Genomic DNA, 16,532 nt, shown 5'->3' with positions numbered 1-16,532 from the left:
GGTCAGATCCGGTGTCCGGCGAGCGATGCCCGCGGGATGGCATAGACGAAGACCGTGATGAGCAGCAGCACCACGTACGCGGCGACGAATCCGCCGAACGCCGGTGCGTACGAACCCGTGCCGCTCTTCGCAGCGGCCAGCACCTGGGGGATCACGAATCCGCCGTAGGCGCCGATCGCCGAGATCAGGCCGAGGGCCGCCGCCCCCTTGCGCTGAGTGCTGACCGCGAGTGCGTCACCCGCGGTCGCGGCACCCCGGGCGGCGAAGACATTGGGGATCATCCGGTAGGTCGCGCCGTTTCCGACTCCCGCCGCGACGAACAGCAGCAGGAAGCATCCGAGGAACAGCGCGAAGCTGTTCGCCTGCAGGGTGATGAGCAGCGAGAGGGCGCCGACGATCATGAGCGAGAACGCGGCGATCGTCATCCGTGCACCGCCGAAGCGGTCGGCGAGCTTGCCTCCGTACGGGCGGGCCAGCGAGCCGACCAGTGCGCCGAGGAACGCGAGCGAGAGCGAGGCGCTGCCGATCTGGAAGGTGGAGAACTCGGGGAACGTGTCGGCGATCAGCTTCGGGAAGACGCTCGAGAAGCCGATGAACGACCCGAAGGTGCCGATGTAGAGCAGCGACAGCACCCACAGGTGCGGTTCGCGGAGGGCCGCTGCGGCCCCGGCGAAGTCGGCCTTGGCGGACGACAGGTTGTCCATGTGACGCCACGCGCCCCAGACGGCGACCAGGATCAGCGGCACCCACATCCAGCCCGCGAGCGAGAGGTTGAAGGTGAAGGCGGCGGTGACCGAGACCACGATCGGCACCGCGAGCTGGGCGACCGAGGTGCCCAGGTTGCCGCCGGCGGCGTTGAGCCCGAGCGCCCACCCCTTCTCCTTCTGCGGGAAGAAGTAGGTGATGTTGGCCATCGAGCTCGCGAAGTTGCCGCCGCCGAATCCGGCCAGCGCCGCCACCGCGAGCAGCACGCCGAACGGGGTCTCGGGGTCCTGCACGACGATGCCGAGCAGGATCGCCGGGATCAACAGGAGCAGCGCCGAGACGATGGTCCAGTTGCGTCCGCCGAATCGGGCGACGAGGAACGTGTAGGGGAACCGCAGGGTCGCGCCGACGAGGCTCGGCAGCGAGATCAGCCAGAACGACTCGGTGGTGCTGAGCGTGAAGCCGGCCGCGGGAAGCAGCACGACGACGATGCTCCACAGCTGCCAGATGATGAAGCCGAGGAACTCGGCGAAGATCGACCAGCCGAGGTTGCGTCGCGCGATCGCCTTGCCCTCGGCGGCCCAGAAGGTCGCGTCCTCGGGATTCCACCCGTCGATCCACCGTCCGGGTCGGCGCGTGAGGGTCACGGCATGGGTGTCGACGCTGCTTCTTCCGGTGATCTGGGACATCGCGGCTCCTGCGTTCGAGAGGTGAGTTCTCTGAACGTAGGGGGCGGATGTTGCAGGCCCGCACGAGTGCGATTACCGGGCGATTACTTCTGGATCACATCGGACACAGGGCCGATGAGAGAACTTCAGGAATCCCGGTCGTCGGCGTGCCAGGTCGCGGCGAGCTCGGCGATCGTCGCGACTGCGGCCTCGGTGTCTTCGCGGCTGCCACCTGCGCGACCTGCAGCGAGGCCCGCCAGATACGCGCTGAGCGGGGCCGCAGGGCGTGCGACGCCGTGCGCGACGTCGCGGGCGAGGTTCAGCAGCAGGGCCACGTCGACCGACTCGCGGTCGATGTCGAGGGCTTCGCAGACGGCGGCGGTCCACTCATCGAGGGCCTCGACCGGAAGGTGCTGCGGCTTGTCTGTCATGTCGTCTCCTCGGGAGCATCGTCGCGCGCGGCTCGCTGCGCCATCGCCGCTCTGGCTCTTTCCAGATCGTCCCACGTGTCGACGTCCGTCGCCAGGTCGCCGGCGGGCAGGGTGCCGATCGCCAGTCCGCCGAGCAACGCGCGTGCCGAGGCATCCCGACCCGCGTCGGGGAGTCTCGTGAGTGCGGTGCGCAGGGCGGCGACGCGGTAGCGGCCGGTCAGCCACTGCATGCGTCCCGAGGCGTCCGCCAGGCAGAGGCCGTCCTGGTTCTCGGAGAGCGGCGGATGCTGTCGCAACAGCGCCACGGCCGCTTCGGCGTTCGGCAGATCGGCGGCGAGGACAAACACCTCGGCGTTGTCGATCAAGGCGAGCCCGGCGGCGATGCCCGCCACAGGGCCACCGAACGCCGGGGTCTCCTGCGTCCACAGCACAGGGCCGCCGACGGGCATCCACGGACCGACCACGACGACCGGTTCGCAGTCCGCGAGCGCCGCCACGGCGTGGTCGAGCAGCGTGCGTCCGTCGACCTCGAGCAACGGCTTGGCCGCGCCGCCCAGACGGGAGGCCCGACCGCCCGCGAGGATGATCGCCGCTGGCTGTGCGCCTGTCCGCTGCGCGGCTGCGGTCTCCGATGTCGTGCTCATGCGAGCAGCATCACGTCGACGAGGTCGCCCGCGGCGACCGCCGCCACATCCTCGGGCACGACCACGTAGGCATCCGCCCGCGCCAGTCCTGCGGCGAGGTGCGACCCGGACGATCCGTCGGCGGCCGCGGGACGCACCGACCAGGCGGCAGGATCCGAGCGGTCGAGCGTCACGGGCACGTACTGCCGTCGCCCTGTCGGACTGCGCCATCCGGTCGTGGTCGGCATCCTCAGCGTCGGACGCCGGTGCTCGGAGCGCCCCTGCAGCGCGAGGAGCGCAGGCCTCACGAACGCCTCGAAAGACACGGCGACGCTCGACGGGTTGCCGGGCAGGCCGAAGATCAGGGCGTCGTCGATGCGGCCGAACGCCTGCGGCCGGCCCGGCTGCATCGCCACGGCGACGAACGCGATGCGATCACGGAGCACGTTCTTGACCACCTCGTGCGCGCCGGCGCTCACACCGCCGGAGGTGACCACGACATCGGCGCGGGCGTCGCGGATCGCACGGTCGAGCAGAGCCTCGAATGCGGCATCCTCATCCGTCACCGTGTCGACCGAGACGACCTCGGCCCCGGCTTCGGCGCACAGCGAGGCGAGCAGCACCGAGTTCGACTCGGGGATCTGCCCGGGCACGAACTCGCCGCCGGCCGGTGCGAGCTCGCTGCCCGTCGAGATCACGGCGACGCGGGGGCGCCGTCTGACCAGGATGCTCTCGACCCCGACCACCGCGAACGCCGTCATCTGCAGCGGTCCGACGACGGAGCCGGCCGGCGCGACCTCGGCGCCCGCTCGGAGCTCCTCGCCGCGGCGACGGATGTGGGCGCCCTCGCGCGCGGGCGCCGTGGTGATCACCGCGGGTGCATCGACGCTCTGCAACCCGTCTCGCGTGTGCTCGAACGGCACCACGGCGGTGGCCGTGCGCGGAACCGGAGCGCCCGTCATGATCCTGACGGCGTCGCCGGCGCCGAGCTCGGGCTGTGCGGTCGACCCGGCAGGCAGGTCGGCGATCACCCGCAGCTCGGTCGGATGCTCGGCGGTCGCCGACGAGACATCCGCGTAGCGCACGGCGTACCCGTCCATGGCCGAGTTGTCGAACAGCGGCACGTCCACACGAGCGATCACCGGTGCCGCGAGTGTGCGCCCGGCGGCATCCTCGACCCGGACGGTCTCACCGGGGATCGGGGCCGCAGCCGCGAGGATCGTGTCGAGATGCGCCTCGACCGTCAGCATCGCGGGCACAGCAAGAGGGGCGATTCGCATGCAGTCAGCGTACGACGGTCGCGGACATGGTCCGCGACCGTTGCGCCCCTGCTCTCCCCGTCTGCGTCAGTGCTCCCGGAACATCGGCCAGGCGCTGCCCGGCGACATGTGCGAGTGCAGCGCGCCCTTCGCCGACGCGAGATTCGGGTACGTACCCGTCGCCGCATCGGAACCCGCCATGACGACGGTGTACCCCTCGTCATCGTGTCGGATGCTGCCGACGACACCGTTCGTCCCATACGCCACCCAGAGGGCCAGGGTCTTGGTCGTGCTCATCATCGAACCCCTTCCGTTGGTCGTGACGCTACGCCCAGGCGCACCGGAATACCAGCCCTTGATGCGCGAGCGGGGGCGCAGAGTTTCGGGTGGCGGACCTCGTGGGTGGCTATAAACGCACCTTTCGATGGGTCGGTGGTCGAAAAGACATCGCTACGCGGCGATTCGGATGCTTTTTCGACCACTCAGTGAGCGGTCGCTGCGCGGGCTGCATGGTTCAAGATCGGGACGCGATCGCACGGCGGATGCGGTCGAGCAGCGCTCGTGGGGCGCCTAGGTCGAGCTGGGTCACGCGGATGACGATCCAGCCGAGGTCCTCGAGCTCTCGCTGCCGTTGGATGTCACGCCTCCACTGATCGCGGTCGGTCCGATGGCCGTCGCCCTCGTATTCGATCGAGATCTTGAGGTCGGGATAGGCCATGTCGCTCCGTGCGATGAGGCGACCGCTCTCATGAATCTCGTACTGCACCACGGGCTCGGGTAGGCCCGCCGAGGTGAGCTGCAGGCGCGTCTCGGTCTCTTTCGGGGACTCGACCCCCGCACGCACTGCGGACAGCGCAGACCGCACGCGGGCACACCCGGCGAAGCGGCCCCACTCGCGCAGGCGACTGTCGATCTCCTCGATCGTGTGCAGGGGACGATCGGCCCGCAGTCGCGGATAGTTATCGGCCGTTGTGACGAGCGCATCCAGGATGATCACGAGTTGTTCATCCGTGAACGAACCGACGCAGAGGAAGAGCGAGGCAAGCGGGTCGATGACGGGGATGGTTCCGATCCGCCATGCCTTTGCTCTTCCTCTCGCGAGCCGACGACTCCTCACACCTGATGTGCGTGGGCGGACCGCATCTGTCGGCACGACGACGTCGATGTCGTCGGTGATCTTCCAGAAGCCCGGAACGGGATACCCCCAGACTCGCAACGCGGTCGTGCCACCGATCAGCTGCCCCGCTCTCAGGCGCGGAACGAGACTGAGCACTCGCTGCTGCGGCGTCGTCTGCGGGCTGACTGCTCGCACGCCGTGGAAGGGACGGTGCAGATCAGCCGCCGCCACTCGGCCGCGGCCCACACCCGCCGCCGTTGCCGCACGGACCGTGAAGGTGTCTCCGAGTGAACCCGGCAGCGGAGATCGGCGACGCATCTTCCCAGCATCCGGGTGGGCGAAGCGCCGTGAGGAGGAGGGCGTGTATGCGGCCGCCGGCTGTGGGAAAGTCGGTTGCACCTGGGAACGGGGAGGAAGACTTCGCCGCCGACCGCCGACCGCCGACCGCCGACCGCCGACCGCGTCGGCGCCGCGTGGGCGGTGCGTGGTCAAAAAAGCACGCCAAGGGACCCCAGGAGGTGAGTATTTGACCACCGTAGGCGCGTCAGGCCCCGCACGCGCAGGGCGCTCTGGCAGGGGCACAAGGGCCAGGGCGACGCGCCGGGAGCGCGCTAGAGCGCGGCGGCGACGAGCTCGAGCGTCTGTGCGCGGCCGGAGGCGGAGTCGCGCGGCTCGGACTCGTACGCACCCGCGACGGGCGAGAGCATGACCTCGTCGACGCCCCACTTCGACGCGAAGGCGCGCACTTCTTCGGCGACGGATTCGCCCGTGCCGACGAACCACCGCGAGCGGGCGGCCTCGACGACCTGGTCTGTCGCGGCATCCGGCTCTGCGGCCAGTGCCTCCTCGACCGTCTCGAGTGCGGTGAGCGGCTTGTTCAGGCGCAGGCGCGACATCATGCGCAGCTGCGGGAGGGCGCGGGCCTCGGCCTCCTCCTGAGTGGGGGATGCCACGACGTTGACCGTGAGGAACGTGCGCGGCTCGGGGTGCTCTTCGCTCGGCTGGTATCCGGTGCGGTACAGGTCGAGAGCTCGCTCGAGGCCCTGCCCTGAGAAGTGGTTCGCGAACACATACGGCAGGCCGTGCGATGCGGCGAGCTGGGCGGAGTAGTCGCTCGACCCGAGCAGCCACACCTCGGGGTTGCCGGTGGCGGACGGCGTCGCATGCACGGTGTACTCGCCACCCGAGGTGAAGCGCACGGTCGCGCCCTCGCCCGAGAGGAGAGCCGCGATGTCCTGCACGTTGCGCGGGAACTGCTCGACGTCGCTCGTCGTGCCCGATCCGCGCAGCAGCTGCGTGATCACGGGATCGCTGCCCGGAGCCCGGCCGAGGCCCAGGTCGATGCGGCCGGGAGCGATGGCCTCGAGGGCGGCGAACTGCTCGGCGACGATCAGCGGTGCGTGGTTGGGCAGCATGACGCCGCCCGAGCCCAGGCGGATCTGCGTCGTGCGCATCGCGGCCGCGGCGATCAGCACCGGAGGAGCGGTGGATGCCACGGCGGGCATGTTGTGATGCTCGGCGAACCAGTAGCGGCGATAGCCGAGCCGGTCGGCGGTCGCCGCGAGATCGAGGGAGGAGGAGATCGCCTCGGCACTGGTCTGGCCGGTGCGAACGGGGACGAGGTCGAGGACGGAGAGCGCGGTGGAAGTCATCCCCGAATGCAACGGCGAGGGCGGGCGGGGAATTCCCGCCCGCCCCATCGTCGCCGGTGGGTCGTCACACTGCGGCGAGGGCGGAGGATGCCGACGGTGAGAACTCCTCGGCCAGAGCGTGTCGCGCGACGTGGTATCGGATGTGCCAGGCCGCGCTGAAGCTCTGCTCGGGAAGCTGAGCGAGCACCGCTCGATCGTCGGGGTCGAGACCGTCACGGGCTGCTTCGCGGAGCAGGTCGTCGCGCGTCGCCGGATACTCCATCCCGCGGAGGAAGCGGTCGAGTGCAGCGGAGGTGTGCATGGGTCTTCCTTTCGGGCTGAGGGGGCCGGGTGCGCCCCGGCCCCCGTGCGATCAGGCGGTGATCGACTGTCGGCTGTCGCTCGACTCGACCTCGATCTTGCGTGGCTTCGCGCGCTCGCTGACCGGGATGATCACCGACAGCACGCCGCTCTCGTACGAGGCGCTGATCGCGTCGAGATCGACACCGTCGCCGAGTGTGAACTGCCGCAGGAACGAGCCCGCACCGCGTTCCCGCGCGAGCCAGCGGACGCCTTCGCGACCGTCGGCCGTGCGCTGGGCGCGGATCGTGAGCTGTCCCCCGTCGAGGTCGACGTCGATCGACCCCGGATCGATGCCGGGGAGATCGGCGTGCAGGACGTACCTGTCGCCGTCGCGGAAGAGGTCCACCGGCATGAGACGCGGTGCGCGGACGGAGTCCAGCACGCTCGCGGCGAAGCGGTCGAGCTGACTGAACGGATCGAATGACATGGCCATGAGTGTCTCCTTTCGTGTGGCCCTGTCGGGCTGTCTTGGTGCAGATTATCTGCACCGTTTGCTATAGATTTTTTATAGAACAAGTTCCGATAAAGTGCAAGTGATGCACGAAGGAGGTTCCGATGGCTGATCGCGATCCGGGTATGCCGGTGTATGGCATAGCCGTCGCCGCTCAGCTCAGCGGCGTCCCCGAGGCGAGTCTGCGACTCTTCGAGGCGAAGGGGCTCGTCACTCCTGCGCGCAGCGACGGCGGCACCCGCCGGTACAGCGATGACGACCTCGAGCGCATCCGTCGGGTGACCGGGCTTCGTGTCGAGGGGATCAACATCGTCGGCATCCGCCGCGTGCTCGATCTCGAGGACGAGAATGCCGGGCTCCGCGACGAACTCGCCGACGGCCGCGACTGACCTGCACCGCGACGAGGGCGGCCCAGTACCGTAAAGGCATGGATGCCGAGATCTTCTACGTGCTCGTCGGTGCTGTGGTCGTGGCGGCGATCGCCCGATGGCGCGGCTGGCCGGCGCCGCTGCTCGTGACGGTCGTCGCGCTCGCGGCATCCTTCCTGCCCTTCGTGCCCGACGTCGAGATCGACGGGCATCTGCTGCTCAACCTCGTGCTGCCGCCGCTGCTGTACTCGGCGGCGCTCGACGTCTCGTTCGTGGGCTTCAAGCGCAGCCTGCCGCAGATCCGCCGGCTGGGGATCACCCTCGTGCTGCTCACGACCCTCGCGGTCGGTCTCGTGGCGTGGTGGATCCTGCCGTCGCTGACCCTGCCGGGCGCCCTGCTGCTGGGTGCCATCGTCGCGCCGCCCGATGCCGTCTCGGCGGCGGCGATCGGTCGCAAACTCGGGCTGCCTCGTCGCATCATGACGGTGCTCTCGGGGGAGAGCCTGATCAACGATGCGACCTCGCTCACGCTCTACCGGGTGTTCGCGGCGATCATCGCCGGCGCCACTCTCACCGTGTGGGACGGAGTCGGGCAGTTCCTGCTCGCCGTCGGTGTCGGCGTCGCGATCGGTCTCGTCTTCGGCATCGTGCTGCACCAGCTGCGCATGCGCATCAACGACGCCGTCGTGATCGGGACGTTCGGGCTTCTCGCCCCGTTCGGCGCGTACGCGATCGCCGAGCACCTGCTGGGATCCGGTGTGCTCGCGGTCGTCGCGATGGGTCTCTACGTCGGATACAACTCCCCGCGCACCGACTACACGACCCGCCAGCAGGAGAAGCCGCTGTGGCTGTCGGCCGATCTGCTGCTCGAGAGCTTCGTGTTCGCGTACATCGGCCTGCAGTTCCCCCGCGTCCTCAGCGACCTCGGAGGCGAGGAGGTCGGACGCATCCTGCTGCTGTCGGGTGCCGTGCTGCTGGTCGTGCTCATCATGCGGCCGCTCTACGTGTACCCGGCGAACGGGTGGGCGAACTTCCAAGACCGGAAGCGTCTCGAACGCTGGGATCGCACGGTCGAATCCGGCGCCTTCGACGAGCGCCGCAGAGAATCGAAACGCTGGAAGGGCTACAGCGCCGAGGAGCTGCGCTCCAAGATCCTGCGCGACCAGATGGCCGGCCTGCAGCTGACGTGGAAGGACAACGCCGTGATCTCCTGGGCGGGCATGCGCGGCGTCGTCACGCTCGCGACAGCGCTCGCCGCGGCCGATCTCGCGGCCCTCGACACCGAACCGTCTCACGCGATCGTCGTCGTCGCCTTCATCGTCACCGTCGGCACTCTGCTGCTGCAGGGGCTCACGCTGCCGCTGCTGATCCGCGGGCTCGGCATCGCCAGCGACGTCGACGACGAAGACGACGAGAGGGCGATCACGGAGGTCCGGGAGAAGAGCCGCAAGGCCGGCAAGGAGTTCCTCGCCGAGAAGCGCGTCGAGTGGGAGCAGAAGTACGGCGAGGTCGACCTCAGCGTCTTCGACGCGTTCACGAAGCGCATGACGCGGGTCGAGCGAGACACCGACGAGGCGCAGGAGGTCGAGGAGGCCGTGGCCAGGCCCTCGTACGACGACCTCGTCGCCCTGTCGCGCGGCTGGCTGCAGGTGCGCCGCGACATCCTGCTCGCCGAGCGCGACGCCGGCAACCTCGATGAGGAGCTCATGCGCGAGCTGATGACCGCGATGGATGCCGAGGAGCTGGCGCTCGACACCCGCGGCGCCACTCGGCAGCAGGGGCGCGCGTAGCGGCGGGCGCTCAGCGCGACGGGAACGCACCTGCCGCATGCAGGAGCGCCCCGCCCCGAGAGGGGGCGAGGCGCTCGGAGGACGCGGGTCAGCGGGTGCCGGCCGGCTCCTTCTCGGATGCCGCGGCATCCGTCTCGGGGGCGTCGTCGTCGGAGTCGTCGGCGAAGGGCAGGCCCTCACGCGGGGCGTTGTAGAGCTCCTCGTCGAGGATGCCCTCACGCTTGGCGACGATGGTCGGCACGAGCGCCTGGCCCGCGACGTTGACCGCGGTGCGGCCCATGTCGAGGATCGGGTCGATCGCGAGCAGCAGGCCCACGCCCTCGAGCGGCAGGCCGAGGGTCGACAGCGTCAGCGTGAGCATGACCGTCGCGCCGGTGGTTCCGGCGGTGGCCGCCGAGCCGACGACCGAGACGAGCACGATCAGCAGGTACTGCACGAGGTTCAGCTCGATGCCGAAGAACTGTGCGACGAAGATCGCGGCGATGGCCGGGTAGATCGCGGCGCAGCCGTCCATCTTGGTCGTGGCGCCGAACGGCACGGCGAACGAGGCGTACGAGCGGGGCACGCCGAGGTTGCGCTCGGTCACGCGCTCGGTGAGGGGCAGGGTGCCGATCGACGAACGGCTGACGAAGGCCAGCTGGACCGCGGGCCACACGCCCGAGAAGTACTGCCTGATCGACAGGCCGTTGGTCTTGACGAGGATCGGGTAGACGACGAACAGTACGAGCGCGAGGCCGATGTAGACTGCGATCGCGAACCAGCCGAGCGAGGCGAGCTTCTCCCAGCCGTACTTGACCACAGCCGCGCCGATCAGGCCGAACGTGCCGAGCGGAGCGATGCGGATGATCCACCACAGCACCCGCTGGATGACCTTGAGCAGCGACTCGGTGAACGCGAGGAACGGCTCGGCCTTCTTGCCGGCCTTGAGAGCCGCGATGCCCACGGCGACCGCGATCACGATGACCTGCAGGATGTTGAAGTTCACGCTCGACACTGCGGTGCTCGCTTCGACGTCGACCTGCGTGCCGACGCTGAGGCCGAGGAAGTTCTGCGGGATCAGGCCGAGGAGGAAGTTCCACCACGTGCCCACCGTGTACGGGTCGCTCGGCTCGAGGCCGTCACCGGCGCGCGAGCCGGGCTGGATGACCAGCCCCAGCACGATGCCGATGGTCACGGCGATGAACGCCGTGATCGCGAACCAGAGCAGCGTCTGGCCGGCGAGGCGCGCGGCGTTCTGCACACGGCGCAGGTTCGAGATGCTGGCGACGATCGCGGTGAAGATCAGCGGCACGACGGCGGTGCGCAGCAGCGTGACGTACGAGCTGCCGATCGTGTCGAGGGTGGCCGAGAGGCCGTTCGGGCTGTCGGCGGTCGCGCCCAGCTGGCGGGCGATCAGACCGGCGGCGATGCCGAGGACGAGGGCCGCGAGGATCTGGAAGCCGAACGAGGTCAGCAGCTTCCGGACGGGACCGCGGGTGTCTGGCGCCTTCGTGGCGCGGACGGTGGTGCTCATTGGATTGGGGACTCCAGGATCGGTGCGCGCCTGGGGAGCGCGCGGACCTGATCAACGCTAGGAGCCGCTCCGGAGTCCGCGGCCCGAGATGACGAAGGATGACGGATGCCGAAGCATCCGTCATCCTTCGCCGTGTGTCACTCTTCGGTGTCCGGAGTCGCGCACTCGTCGAGGTTGTCCTGCAGGATCTTCGTGGTCAGGGCCTTGTCGGCTTCACTCGACTGCTTGTCTTCGCCGTTGGCGAGGAACGTCAGCGTCTCGTTGCTGAGTTCGGAGTCCACCAGGTATCCGGCGAAGCACTCGGAGGCGCCGTCGGGGAGCTCCTGGCCCTGCGACGTGAAGAACTCGTCCAGACCGGCGGCGACGTCGTCGGCGCTGGGTCGGGTGGAGCCGCCGCAGGCGGCGAGCGAGAAGGCGAGGGCCGCGATGGGCAGCGCCATGAGGAGGCGGGCGGGGGTGCGCAGGTTCCGGTCGTTGAAGGTCATGTCTATGACGCTATCGGCTCACAGTGAATTCATAGAGGGGCTTGCATGGGGACAAATACCCACTCCACTCCTGTCCGAGGCCGGCGCGTCTCTGGCACGATGACCTCATGTTCATGGTGACGACGAACGACATCCCCGGCTATCGCATCACCCAGGTGCTGGGGGAGGTCATGGGATTGACGGTGCGCTCGACCGACTTCGGGCAGGGGTTCGCCGCGGGCTTCCGTTCGCTCGGCGGCGGCGAGATCCCCGAGTACACGCAGGTCATGTACGAGGCACGGCAGGTGGTCATGCAGCGCATGTGGGCTGAGGCCCAGCAGCGGGGCGGCAACGCGATCGTGGCGATGCGCTTCGACGCCGGGTCGATCCAGAACTTCACCGAGATCTGCGCCTACGGCACCGCGGTGGTCGTCGAGCCTCTCGCGCCCGTCGCGCAGCCCCAGCCGCCGCAGCATCCTCAGGCTCCGGTCGCCTGACGGCTCTCGTCGCCCGACCTGGTTCCCGTCGCAGTTCGTGCCGCCTCTGGCGCCTTCAGGCGGCACGAAGTGCGACCCCAACCGCGACGCAGCGTCGCGCGCAGGCGATCAGGCGAGCACGAGCAGCTCGCCGACCTCGCAGTCGAGCGCGTCGCAGATCGCGCGCAGAGTCGAATACCGGATCGCCCGCGCCCGGTCGTTCTTCAGCACCGACAGATTCACGATGCTCACGCCGACGCGGGCGCTCAGCTCGGTCAGCGTCATCCCGCGTGCGGTGAGGAGCTCGTCGAGTCGGCAGTGGATGCCGGTGAGTTCGTCGTCGTTCTCCGCCGGGGTCATACGAGACCTCGCGTGTCGTTCTCGAGAGCTGCGTTCGTGCGTTCCAGCGCATCGCGCTCGTGCTGCAGCTTCAGGCCCTGGCGGAAGATCGTCGCGAGCGCGGCGAGCATCAGCGCGCCGACGAGGGGGAGCGGCGTCACGGTGAGCTGGAAGCGGGGCGGGTACCAGAGGCTGTCGGGAGTGAAGACCTCACGCAGAGCGGCGGTCGCGGCGATGCTGCCAAGCAGGTCGGAGGCCACGCCGAAGACGAGCACGCCTATCGCCCCACCGACGAGCGCGCGGGTGATGGTGCGCGAGAACGCGCGGCCCAGAAGGGTGTTGAAGCAGATGACCGCGAGGATGATCGCGGGCATCGTCGTGAAGACCAGGGTGCTCAGCTGTGCGGCTCCGGCGAGAGCGCGGAGGCCGAGGGAGGCGTTCTCGACCGTGAAGTCGGTCAGCTCCGTGCCGCCGCAGTGGAGCACCGCGCCAGGGGTCGTGCTGAGTGTCGGGTCGAGGCAGGGGATGGACGCGGGCCAGTCCATCCACACCAGCGTGCGACCCGAGAACTCGGCCCACCCGACCTGGAAGACCTTGACGACGATGCCGATGGCGCCGAGCGCCGAGAGCACGACCCACACCGCGCAGATCGAGTAGGCCGCGTTCAGCGCGATGGTCCTGCTGCCGCGGCGGCGCCCGACCCACACCACCAGGCCCACCACCACGGCCATGACTGCGAGCGCGATGCCGATGAATCGCAGGGAGTCCCAGACCGAGTCCGAGCCGAAGGTGATCATCAGACGAGTCCCTCGGTGTCGCGCTGCAGGCGGTCGCCGACCACGAAGACCGTGCCGATGAGCGCGAGGACGAACGCGGCGAGCACGAAGGTGAAGGGTTCGACGCTGATGACGGCGTTCTCGACGCCGTTGTCGGTGATGCGGGCGATCGTCGCGTTGGCGAGCATGTTGTCGAAGAAGCGGACGGCGGCGAACCCGACGAGCCCGGTGATGCCCGCGGTCGACGCGAGAGCGGTGTTGCGGCGGCTGAAGACACGACCGGCGAGAACGCTGCGGGCCAGCACGATGAGGCATCCGATCACGATGACGATCGTCAGGATCTGCGCGATCTGCCCCATGATGCCGGGCACGGCCGCGACCGTCGGCAGCTGAGGTGCCGTGATCACGGCGCTGTCGAGTCCGACGGCGACGGTGTCGCCCGAGGTCAACGGCAGGTCGACCGGGGTCTTCGAGCCGATGAACTCGGCGAGCACCGGGACGTCGACGCCGCGGGCGAGTTCGATGATCCGGACGATCGAATACACCGTGATGTAGGCGGCGATCATCACCCCGGCGATGCAGAAGCCGACCAGGGCTCCGGTGTCTCCACGGGAGAGCGTGCGGTTCTTCGTCGAGGTCATCATCCACTCCTTATCGATCTTCGTTATTACCGATAGTCGTTAACATAACGAGAATCGATATGGTGGTCAAGGCCTCGATCGCGAAGGTTCCCGTCACCGACCGTCACGGCGCTATGCCGACGGCGAACACGGGCATACTGCATCCGCACGGTGGTTACTCTCGATGTACAGGCGCGGAGACCGTCGAGGACTCAGCGCTTCGCCCCGTGCGAATAAGGAGTCACAGCATGTTCGAGAGATTCACGGACCGAGCCCGTCGAGTGGTCGTCCTCGCCCAAGAAGAGGCGAAGATGCTCAACCACAACTACATCGGCACCGAGCACATCCTGCTCGGCCTCATCCACGAGGGTGAGGGCGTCGCAGCCAAGGCGCTCGAGAGCCTCGGCATCTCGCTCGACGCCGTGCGCGAGCAGGTGCAGGACATCATCGGCCAGGGCCAGCAGCAGCCGACCGGGCACATCCCGTTCACGCCGCGCGCCAAGAAGGTCCTCGAGCTCAGCCTCCGCGAGGCCCTGCAGCTCGGCCACAACTACATCGGCACCGAGCACATCCTGCTCGGCCTCATCCGCGAGGGTGAGGGCGTCGCAGCCCAGGTGCTCGTCAAGCTCGGCGCCGACCTCAACAAGGTCCGCCAGCAGGTCATCCAGCTGCTGTCCGGTGCGCCCGGACGCGAGCCGGCAGCCGTCGGTGCGCAGTCGAACGACACCCCGAGCGCCCAGGGCGGCTCGCAGGTGCTCGACCAGTTCGGCCGCAACCTGACGCAGGCCGCGCGAGACAACAAGCTCGACCCGGTCATCGGGCGCGAGAAGGAGATCGAGCGGGTCATGCAGATCCTGTCTCGTCGCTCCAAGAACAACCCCGTGCTGATCGGTGAGCCCGGCGTCGGCAAGACCGCCGTCGTCGAGGGCCTCGCCCAGGCGATCGTCAAGGGCGATGTGCCCGAGACGCTGAAGGACAAGCAGCTCTACTCGCTCGACCTCGGCTCTCTCATCGCCGGTTCCCGCTACCGCGGTGACTTCGAGGAGCGCCTGAAGAAGGTCACCAAGGAGATCCGCACCCGCGGCGACATCATCGTCTTCATCGACGAGATCCACACCCTCGTGGGTGCGGGTGCCGCCGAGGGCGCGATCGACGCGGCCAGCATCCTCAAGCCCCTCCTCGCCCGCGGTGAGCTCCAGACGATCGGTGCCACCACGCTCGACGAGTACCGCAAGCACTTCGAGAAGGATGCCGCTCTCGAGCGCCGCTTCCAGTCGATCCAGGTGAACGAGCCGAGCCTCCCTCACACGATCAACATCCTCAAGGGCCTGCGCGACCGGTACGAGGCGCACCACAAGGTGCAGATCACCGACGGCGCGATCGTCGCGGCGTCGAACCTCGCCGACCGCTACGTCTCCGACCGGTTCCTGCCCGACAAGGCGATCGACCTGATCGACGAGGCCGGCGCCCGTCTGCGCCTCAGCATCCTGTCGAGCCCGCCCGAGCTGCGCGAATTCGACGAGAAGATCGCCAAGGTCCGCGAGCAGAAGGAGCTGGCGTCCGAAGACCAGGACTTCGAGAAGGCCGCATCGCTGCGCGATGAGGAGAAGAGCCTCCTCGCCGAGCGTCTGCGCCTCGAGAAGCAGTGGCGTTCGGGTGACGTCGCGACCCAGGCGGTCGTCGACGAGGGTCTGATCGCCGAGGTGCTCGCACAGGCCACCGGCATCCCGGTCTTCAAGCTGACGGAAGAGGAGTCCTCGCGACTCGTCTTCATGGAGAAGGCGCTGCACCAGCGCGTCATCGGTCAGGAAGAGGCCATCGCGGCTCTCTCCAAGACGATCCGTCGTCAGCGTGCCGGTCTCAAGGACCCGAAGCGCCCCTCCGGCTCGTTCATCTTCGCCGGCCCCACGGGCGTCGGAAAGACCGAGCTGGCCAAGGCGCTCGCCGAGTTCCTGTTCGACGACGAGGCTGCTCTCATCTCGCTCGACATGAGCGAGTTCGGTGAGAAGCACACCGTCTCGCGTCTGTTCGGTGCCCCTCCCGGATTCGTCGGATTCGAAGAGGGCGGCCAGCTCACCGAGAAGGTGCGCCGCAAGCCGTTCAGCGTGGTGCTGTTCGACGAGATCGAGAAGGCCCACCCGGACATCTTCAACTCGCTGCTGCAGATCCTCGAAGAGGGTCGACTGACCGATGGTCAGGGCCGCGTGATCGACTTCAAGAACACCGTCATCATCATGACCACCAACCTCGGTGCTCGTGACATCGCCGGTGGTCCGGTCGGATTCCAGATCGAGGGCGTCAACGCCACGACCTACGAGCGGATGAAGGGCAAGGTCAACGAAGAGCTCAAGCGCAACTTCAAGCCCGAGTTCCTCAACCGTGTCGACGACATCATCGTGTTCCCGCAGCTGTCGAAGAGCGAGCTCGTGCAGATCGTCGATCTGTTCACGAAGCGTCTCGGAGAGCGTCTGCTCGACCGCGACATGACGATCGAGCTCTCGCAGGCCGCCAAGGAGCGCCTCATCGAGATCGGGTTCGACCCGGCACTCGGTGCCCGACCGCTGCGTCGCGCGATGCAGCACGAGGTCGAGGACCGTCTGTCCGAGAAGATCCTGCACGGTGAGCTGAACCCCGGCGACCACGTGAAGGTCGACTCGAAGGACGGCGAGTTCCTCTTCGAGCACGGTCCGCGCGGCGAGCAGGTCGCGGTCGGCGTCAACACCGGCGGAGCGATCCCCGGCACCCCCGACCTGGCCATCGCCAGCGGAGAGTGACCTGAGACAGAAGGGGCGGATGCGAGCAGCATCCGCCCCTTCTGCGTGTCCGGGACCTTCGTCCGAATCGCGCACTTCGCAGGCTTCGGGCCGGACTGTCTGCACAGTGAGCGATTCGAACGGGCGAGACCGCTTCAGCGTCTGTGGAGGTCTCGGGTTCTAGG

General features: G+C 68.4%; 18 protein-coding genes. 4 read left to right on the top strand and 14 right to left on the bottom strand.

All coding sequences use genetic code 11. From position 1 onward, the window contains the following. Positions 1-2: 2 nt before the first annotated feature. The 9 genes from ACTJKH_RS11835 to ACTJKH_RS11795 all read right to left on the bottom strand — a co-directional run bounded on the left by ACTJKH_RS11835 (position 3) and on the right by ACTJKH_RS11795 (position 7,230). Positions 3-1,394, bottom strand: coding sequence for an MFS transporter (locus ACTJKH_RS11835; RefSeq protein WP_440737089.1), 1,392 nt, complete (start codon positions 1,392-1,394; stop codon positions 3-5). Between the two features lie 125 nt (positions 1,395-1,519). Further along, entirely contained in the window at positions 1,520-1,804 is a 285-nt protein-coding gene (locus ACTJKH_RS11830; protein WP_440737088.1) for a DUF6457 domain-containing protein, read from the bottom strand. Continuing rightward, a complete protein-coding gene (gene mobA, locus ACTJKH_RS11825; RefSeq protein WP_440737087.1) occupies positions 1,801-2,448 on the bottom strand; it encodes a molybdenum cofactor guanylyltransferase in 648 nt (215 codons plus the stop codon). The genes ACTJKH_RS11830 and mobA overlap by 4 nt, the downstream gene beginning before the upstream one ends. Continuing rightward, complete coding sequence (locus ACTJKH_RS11820; protein WP_440737086.1) at positions 2,445-3,707, bottom strand: molybdopterin molybdotransferase MoeA; 1,263 nt, start codon at positions 3,705-3,707, stop codon at positions 2,445-2,447. The genes mobA and ACTJKH_RS11820 overlap by 4 nt, the downstream gene beginning before the upstream one ends. 66 nt (positions 3,708-3,773) lie before the next feature. Continuing rightward, positions 3,774-3,983 (bottom strand): methyltransferase, encoded by a 210-nt coding sequence (locus tag ACTJKH_RS11815; protein ID WP_210098944.1) that lies wholly within the window; start codon positions 3,981-3,983, stop codon positions 3,774-3,776. Between the two features lie 217 nt (positions 3,984-4,200). Further along, positions 4,201-5,121 (bottom strand): endonuclease domain-containing protein, encoded by a 921-nt coding sequence (locus ACTJKH_RS11810; protein WP_440737085.1) that lies wholly within the window; start codon positions 5,119-5,121, stop codon positions 4,201-4,203. A 293-nt stretch (positions 5,122-5,414) separates the two neighbouring features. After that, on the bottom strand, positions 5,415-6,455 hold the full coding sequence (locus tag ACTJKH_RS11805) for an LLM class flavin-dependent oxidoreductase (protein WP_440737084.1): 1,041 nt from the start codon (positions 6,453-6,455) through the stop codon (positions 5,415-5,417). Between the two features lie 64 nt (positions 6,456-6,519). Further along, on the bottom strand, positions 6,520-6,756 hold the full coding sequence (locus ACTJKH_RS11800; protein ID WP_440737083.1) for a DUF2795 domain-containing protein: 237 nt from the start codon (positions 6,754-6,756) through the stop codon (positions 6,520-6,522). A 51-nt stretch (positions 6,757-6,807) separates the two neighbouring features. Then, positions 6,808-7,230, bottom strand: a complete 423-nt coding sequence (locus ACTJKH_RS11795; protein ID WP_440737082.1) for an Hsp20/alpha crystallin family protein — start codon at positions 7,228-7,230, stop codon at positions 6,808-6,810. Between the two features lie 122 nt (positions 7,231-7,352). On the opposite strand from ACTJKH_RS11795, the gene ACTJKH_RS11790 reads away from it, so the two are divergent. Both ACTJKH_RS11790 and ACTJKH_RS11785 read left to right on the top strand, forming a co-directional pair. Beyond that, entirely contained in the window at positions 7,353-7,637 is a 285-nt protein-coding gene (locus ACTJKH_RS11790; RefSeq protein WP_194765006.1) for a MerR family transcriptional regulator, read from the top strand. Positions 7,638-7,675: 38 nt separating this feature from the next. Continuing rightward, positions 7,676-9,406, top strand: coding sequence for a cation:proton antiporter (locus ACTJKH_RS11785; RefSeq protein WP_210098939.1), 1,731 nt, complete (start codon positions 7,676-7,678; stop codon positions 9,404-9,406). 88 nt (positions 9,407-9,494) lie between these two features. Here ACTJKH_RS11785 and ACTJKH_RS11780 read toward each other — a convergent pair whose 3' ends face one another. Both ACTJKH_RS11780 and ACTJKH_RS11775 read right to left on the bottom strand, forming a co-directional pair. Continuing rightward, on the bottom strand, positions 9,495-10,919 hold the full coding sequence (locus ACTJKH_RS11780; RefSeq protein ID WP_440737081.1) for a dicarboxylate/amino acid:cation symporter: 1,425 nt from the start codon (positions 10,917-10,919) through the stop codon (positions 9,495-9,497). Positions 10,920-11,056: 137 nt separating this feature from the next. Beyond that, on the bottom strand, positions 11,057-11,404 hold the full coding sequence (locus ACTJKH_RS11775; RefSeq protein ID WP_440737080.1) for a hypothetical protein: 348 nt from the start codon (positions 11,402-11,404) through the stop codon (positions 11,057-11,059). A gap of 107 nt (positions 11,405-11,511) precedes the next feature. Here ACTJKH_RS11775 and ACTJKH_RS11770 point away from each other — a divergent pair, with 107 nt between their 5' ends. Then, complete coding sequence (locus tag ACTJKH_RS11770; protein ID WP_440737079.1) at positions 11,512-11,880, top strand: YbjQ family protein; 369 nt, start codon at positions 11,512-11,514, stop codon at positions 11,878-11,880. Between the two features lie 108 nt (positions 11,881-11,988). Here ACTJKH_RS11770 and ACTJKH_RS11765 read toward each other — a convergent pair whose 3' ends face one another. The 3 genes from ACTJKH_RS11765 to ACTJKH_RS11755 are packed head-to-tail and all read right to left on the bottom strand — an operon-like array spanning position 11,989 to position 13,615. Continuing rightward, positions 11,989-12,219 (bottom strand): helix-turn-helix domain-containing protein, encoded by a 231-nt coding sequence (locus tag ACTJKH_RS11765; protein WP_440737078.1) that lies wholly within the window; start codon positions 12,217-12,219, stop codon positions 11,989-11,991. After that, positions 12,216-12,995, bottom strand: coding sequence for a hypothetical protein (locus ACTJKH_RS11760; RefSeq protein ID WP_440737077.1), 780 nt, complete (start codon positions 12,993-12,995; stop codon positions 12,216-12,218). Before ACTJKH_RS11760 ends, ACTJKH_RS11765 begins: the two co-directional genes overlap by 4 nt. Further along, on the bottom strand, positions 12,995-13,615 hold the full coding sequence (locus ACTJKH_RS11755; RefSeq protein ID WP_440737076.1) for a hypothetical protein: 621 nt from the start codon (positions 13,613-13,615) through the stop codon (positions 12,995-12,997). Before ACTJKH_RS11755 ends, ACTJKH_RS11760 begins: the two co-directional genes overlap by 1 nt. 227 nt (positions 13,616-13,842) lie before the next feature. On the opposite strand from ACTJKH_RS11755, the gene ACTJKH_RS11750 reads away from it, so the two are divergent. Continuing rightward, positions 13,843-16,368, top strand: coding sequence for an ATP-dependent Clp protease ATP-binding subunit (locus ACTJKH_RS11750; protein ID WP_440737075.1), 2,526 nt, complete (start codon positions 13,843-13,845; stop codon positions 16,366-16,368). Positions 16,369-16,532 lie beyond the last annotated feature (164 nt).

Source organism: Microbacterium sp. 22215, from assembly GCF_052045655.1.
Classification (GTDB): Bacteria; Actinomycetota; Actinomycetes; order Actinomycetales; family Microbacteriaceae; genus Microbacterium; species Microbacterium phyllosphaerae.
This window is presented reverse-complemented; position numbering and strand designations above follow the sequence as displayed.

Bases quoted from the DNA above. Each gene is read 5' to 3' on its own strand.
- ACTJKH_RS11805 (WP_440737084.1), bottom strand. From the start codon at position 6,455: ATGACTTCCACCGCGCTCTCCGTCCTCGACCTCGTCCCCGTTCGCACC.
- ACTJKH_RS11765 (WP_440737078.1), bottom strand. From the start codon at position 12,219: ATGACCCCGGCGGAGAACGACGACGAACTCACCGGCATCCACTGCCGA.
- ACTJKH_RS11800 (WP_440737083.1), bottom strand. From the start codon at position 6,756: ATGCACACCTCCGCTGCACTCGACCGCTTCCTCCGCGGGATGGAGTAT.
- ACTJKH_RS11780 (WP_440737081.1), bottom strand. From the start codon at position 10,919: ATGAGCACCACCGTCCGCGCCACGAAGGCGCCAGACACCCGCGGTCCC.
- ACTJKH_RS11830 (WP_440737088.1), bottom strand. From the start codon at position 1,804: ATGACAGACAAGCCGCAGCACCTTCCGGTCGAGGCCCTCGATGAGTGG.
- ACTJKH_RS11815 (WP_210098944.1), bottom strand. From the start codon at position 3,983: ATGAGCACGACCAAGACCCTGGCCCTCTGGGTGGCGTATGGGACGAAC.
- ACTJKH_RS11775 (WP_440737080.1), bottom strand. From the start codon at position 11,404: ATGACCTTCAACGACCGGAACCTGCGCACCCCCGCCCGCCTCCTCATG.
- ACTJKH_RS11785 (WP_210098939.1), top strand. From the start codon at position 7,676: ATGGATGCCGAGATCTTCTACGTGCTCGTCGGTGCTGTGGTCGTGGCG.
- ACTJKH_RS11820 (WP_440737086.1), bottom strand. From the start codon at position 3,707: ATGCGAATCGCCCCTCTTGCTGTGCCCGCGATGCTGACGGTCGAGGCG.
- ACTJKH_RS11760 (WP_440737077.1), bottom strand. From the start codon at position 12,995: ATGATCACCTTCGGCTCGGACTCGGTCTGGGACTCCCTGCGATTCATC.
- ACTJKH_RS11810 (WP_440737085.1), bottom strand. From the start codon at position 5,121: ATGCGTCGCCGATCTCCGCTGCCGGGTTCACTCGGAGACACCTTCACG.
- ACTJKH_RS11795 (WP_440737082.1), bottom strand. From the start codon at position 7,230: ATGGCCATGTCATTCGATCCGTTCAGTCAGCTCGACCGCTTCGCCGCG.
- ACTJKH_RS11750 (WP_440737075.1), top strand. From the start codon at position 13,843: ATGTTCGAGAGATTCACGGACCGAGCCCGTCGAGTGGTCGTCCTCGCC.
- mobA (WP_440737087.1), bottom strand. From the start codon at position 2,448: ATGAGCACGACATCGGAGACCGCAGCCGCGCAGCGGACAGGCGCACAG.
- ACTJKH_RS11755 (WP_440737076.1), bottom strand. From the start codon at position 13,615: ATGACCTCGACGAAGAACCGCACGCTCTCCCGTGGAGACACCGGAGCC.
- ACTJKH_RS11770 (WP_440737079.1), top strand. From the start codon at position 11,512: ATGTTCATGGTGACGACGAACGACATCCCCGGCTATCGCATCACCCAG.
- ACTJKH_RS11835 (WP_440737089.1), bottom strand. From the start codon at position 1,394: ATGTCCCAGATCACCGGAAGAAGCAGCGTCGACACCCATGCCGTGACC.
- ACTJKH_RS11790 (WP_194765006.1), top strand. From the start codon at position 7,353: ATGGCTGATCGCGATCCGGGTATGCCGGTGTATGGCATAGCCGTCGCC.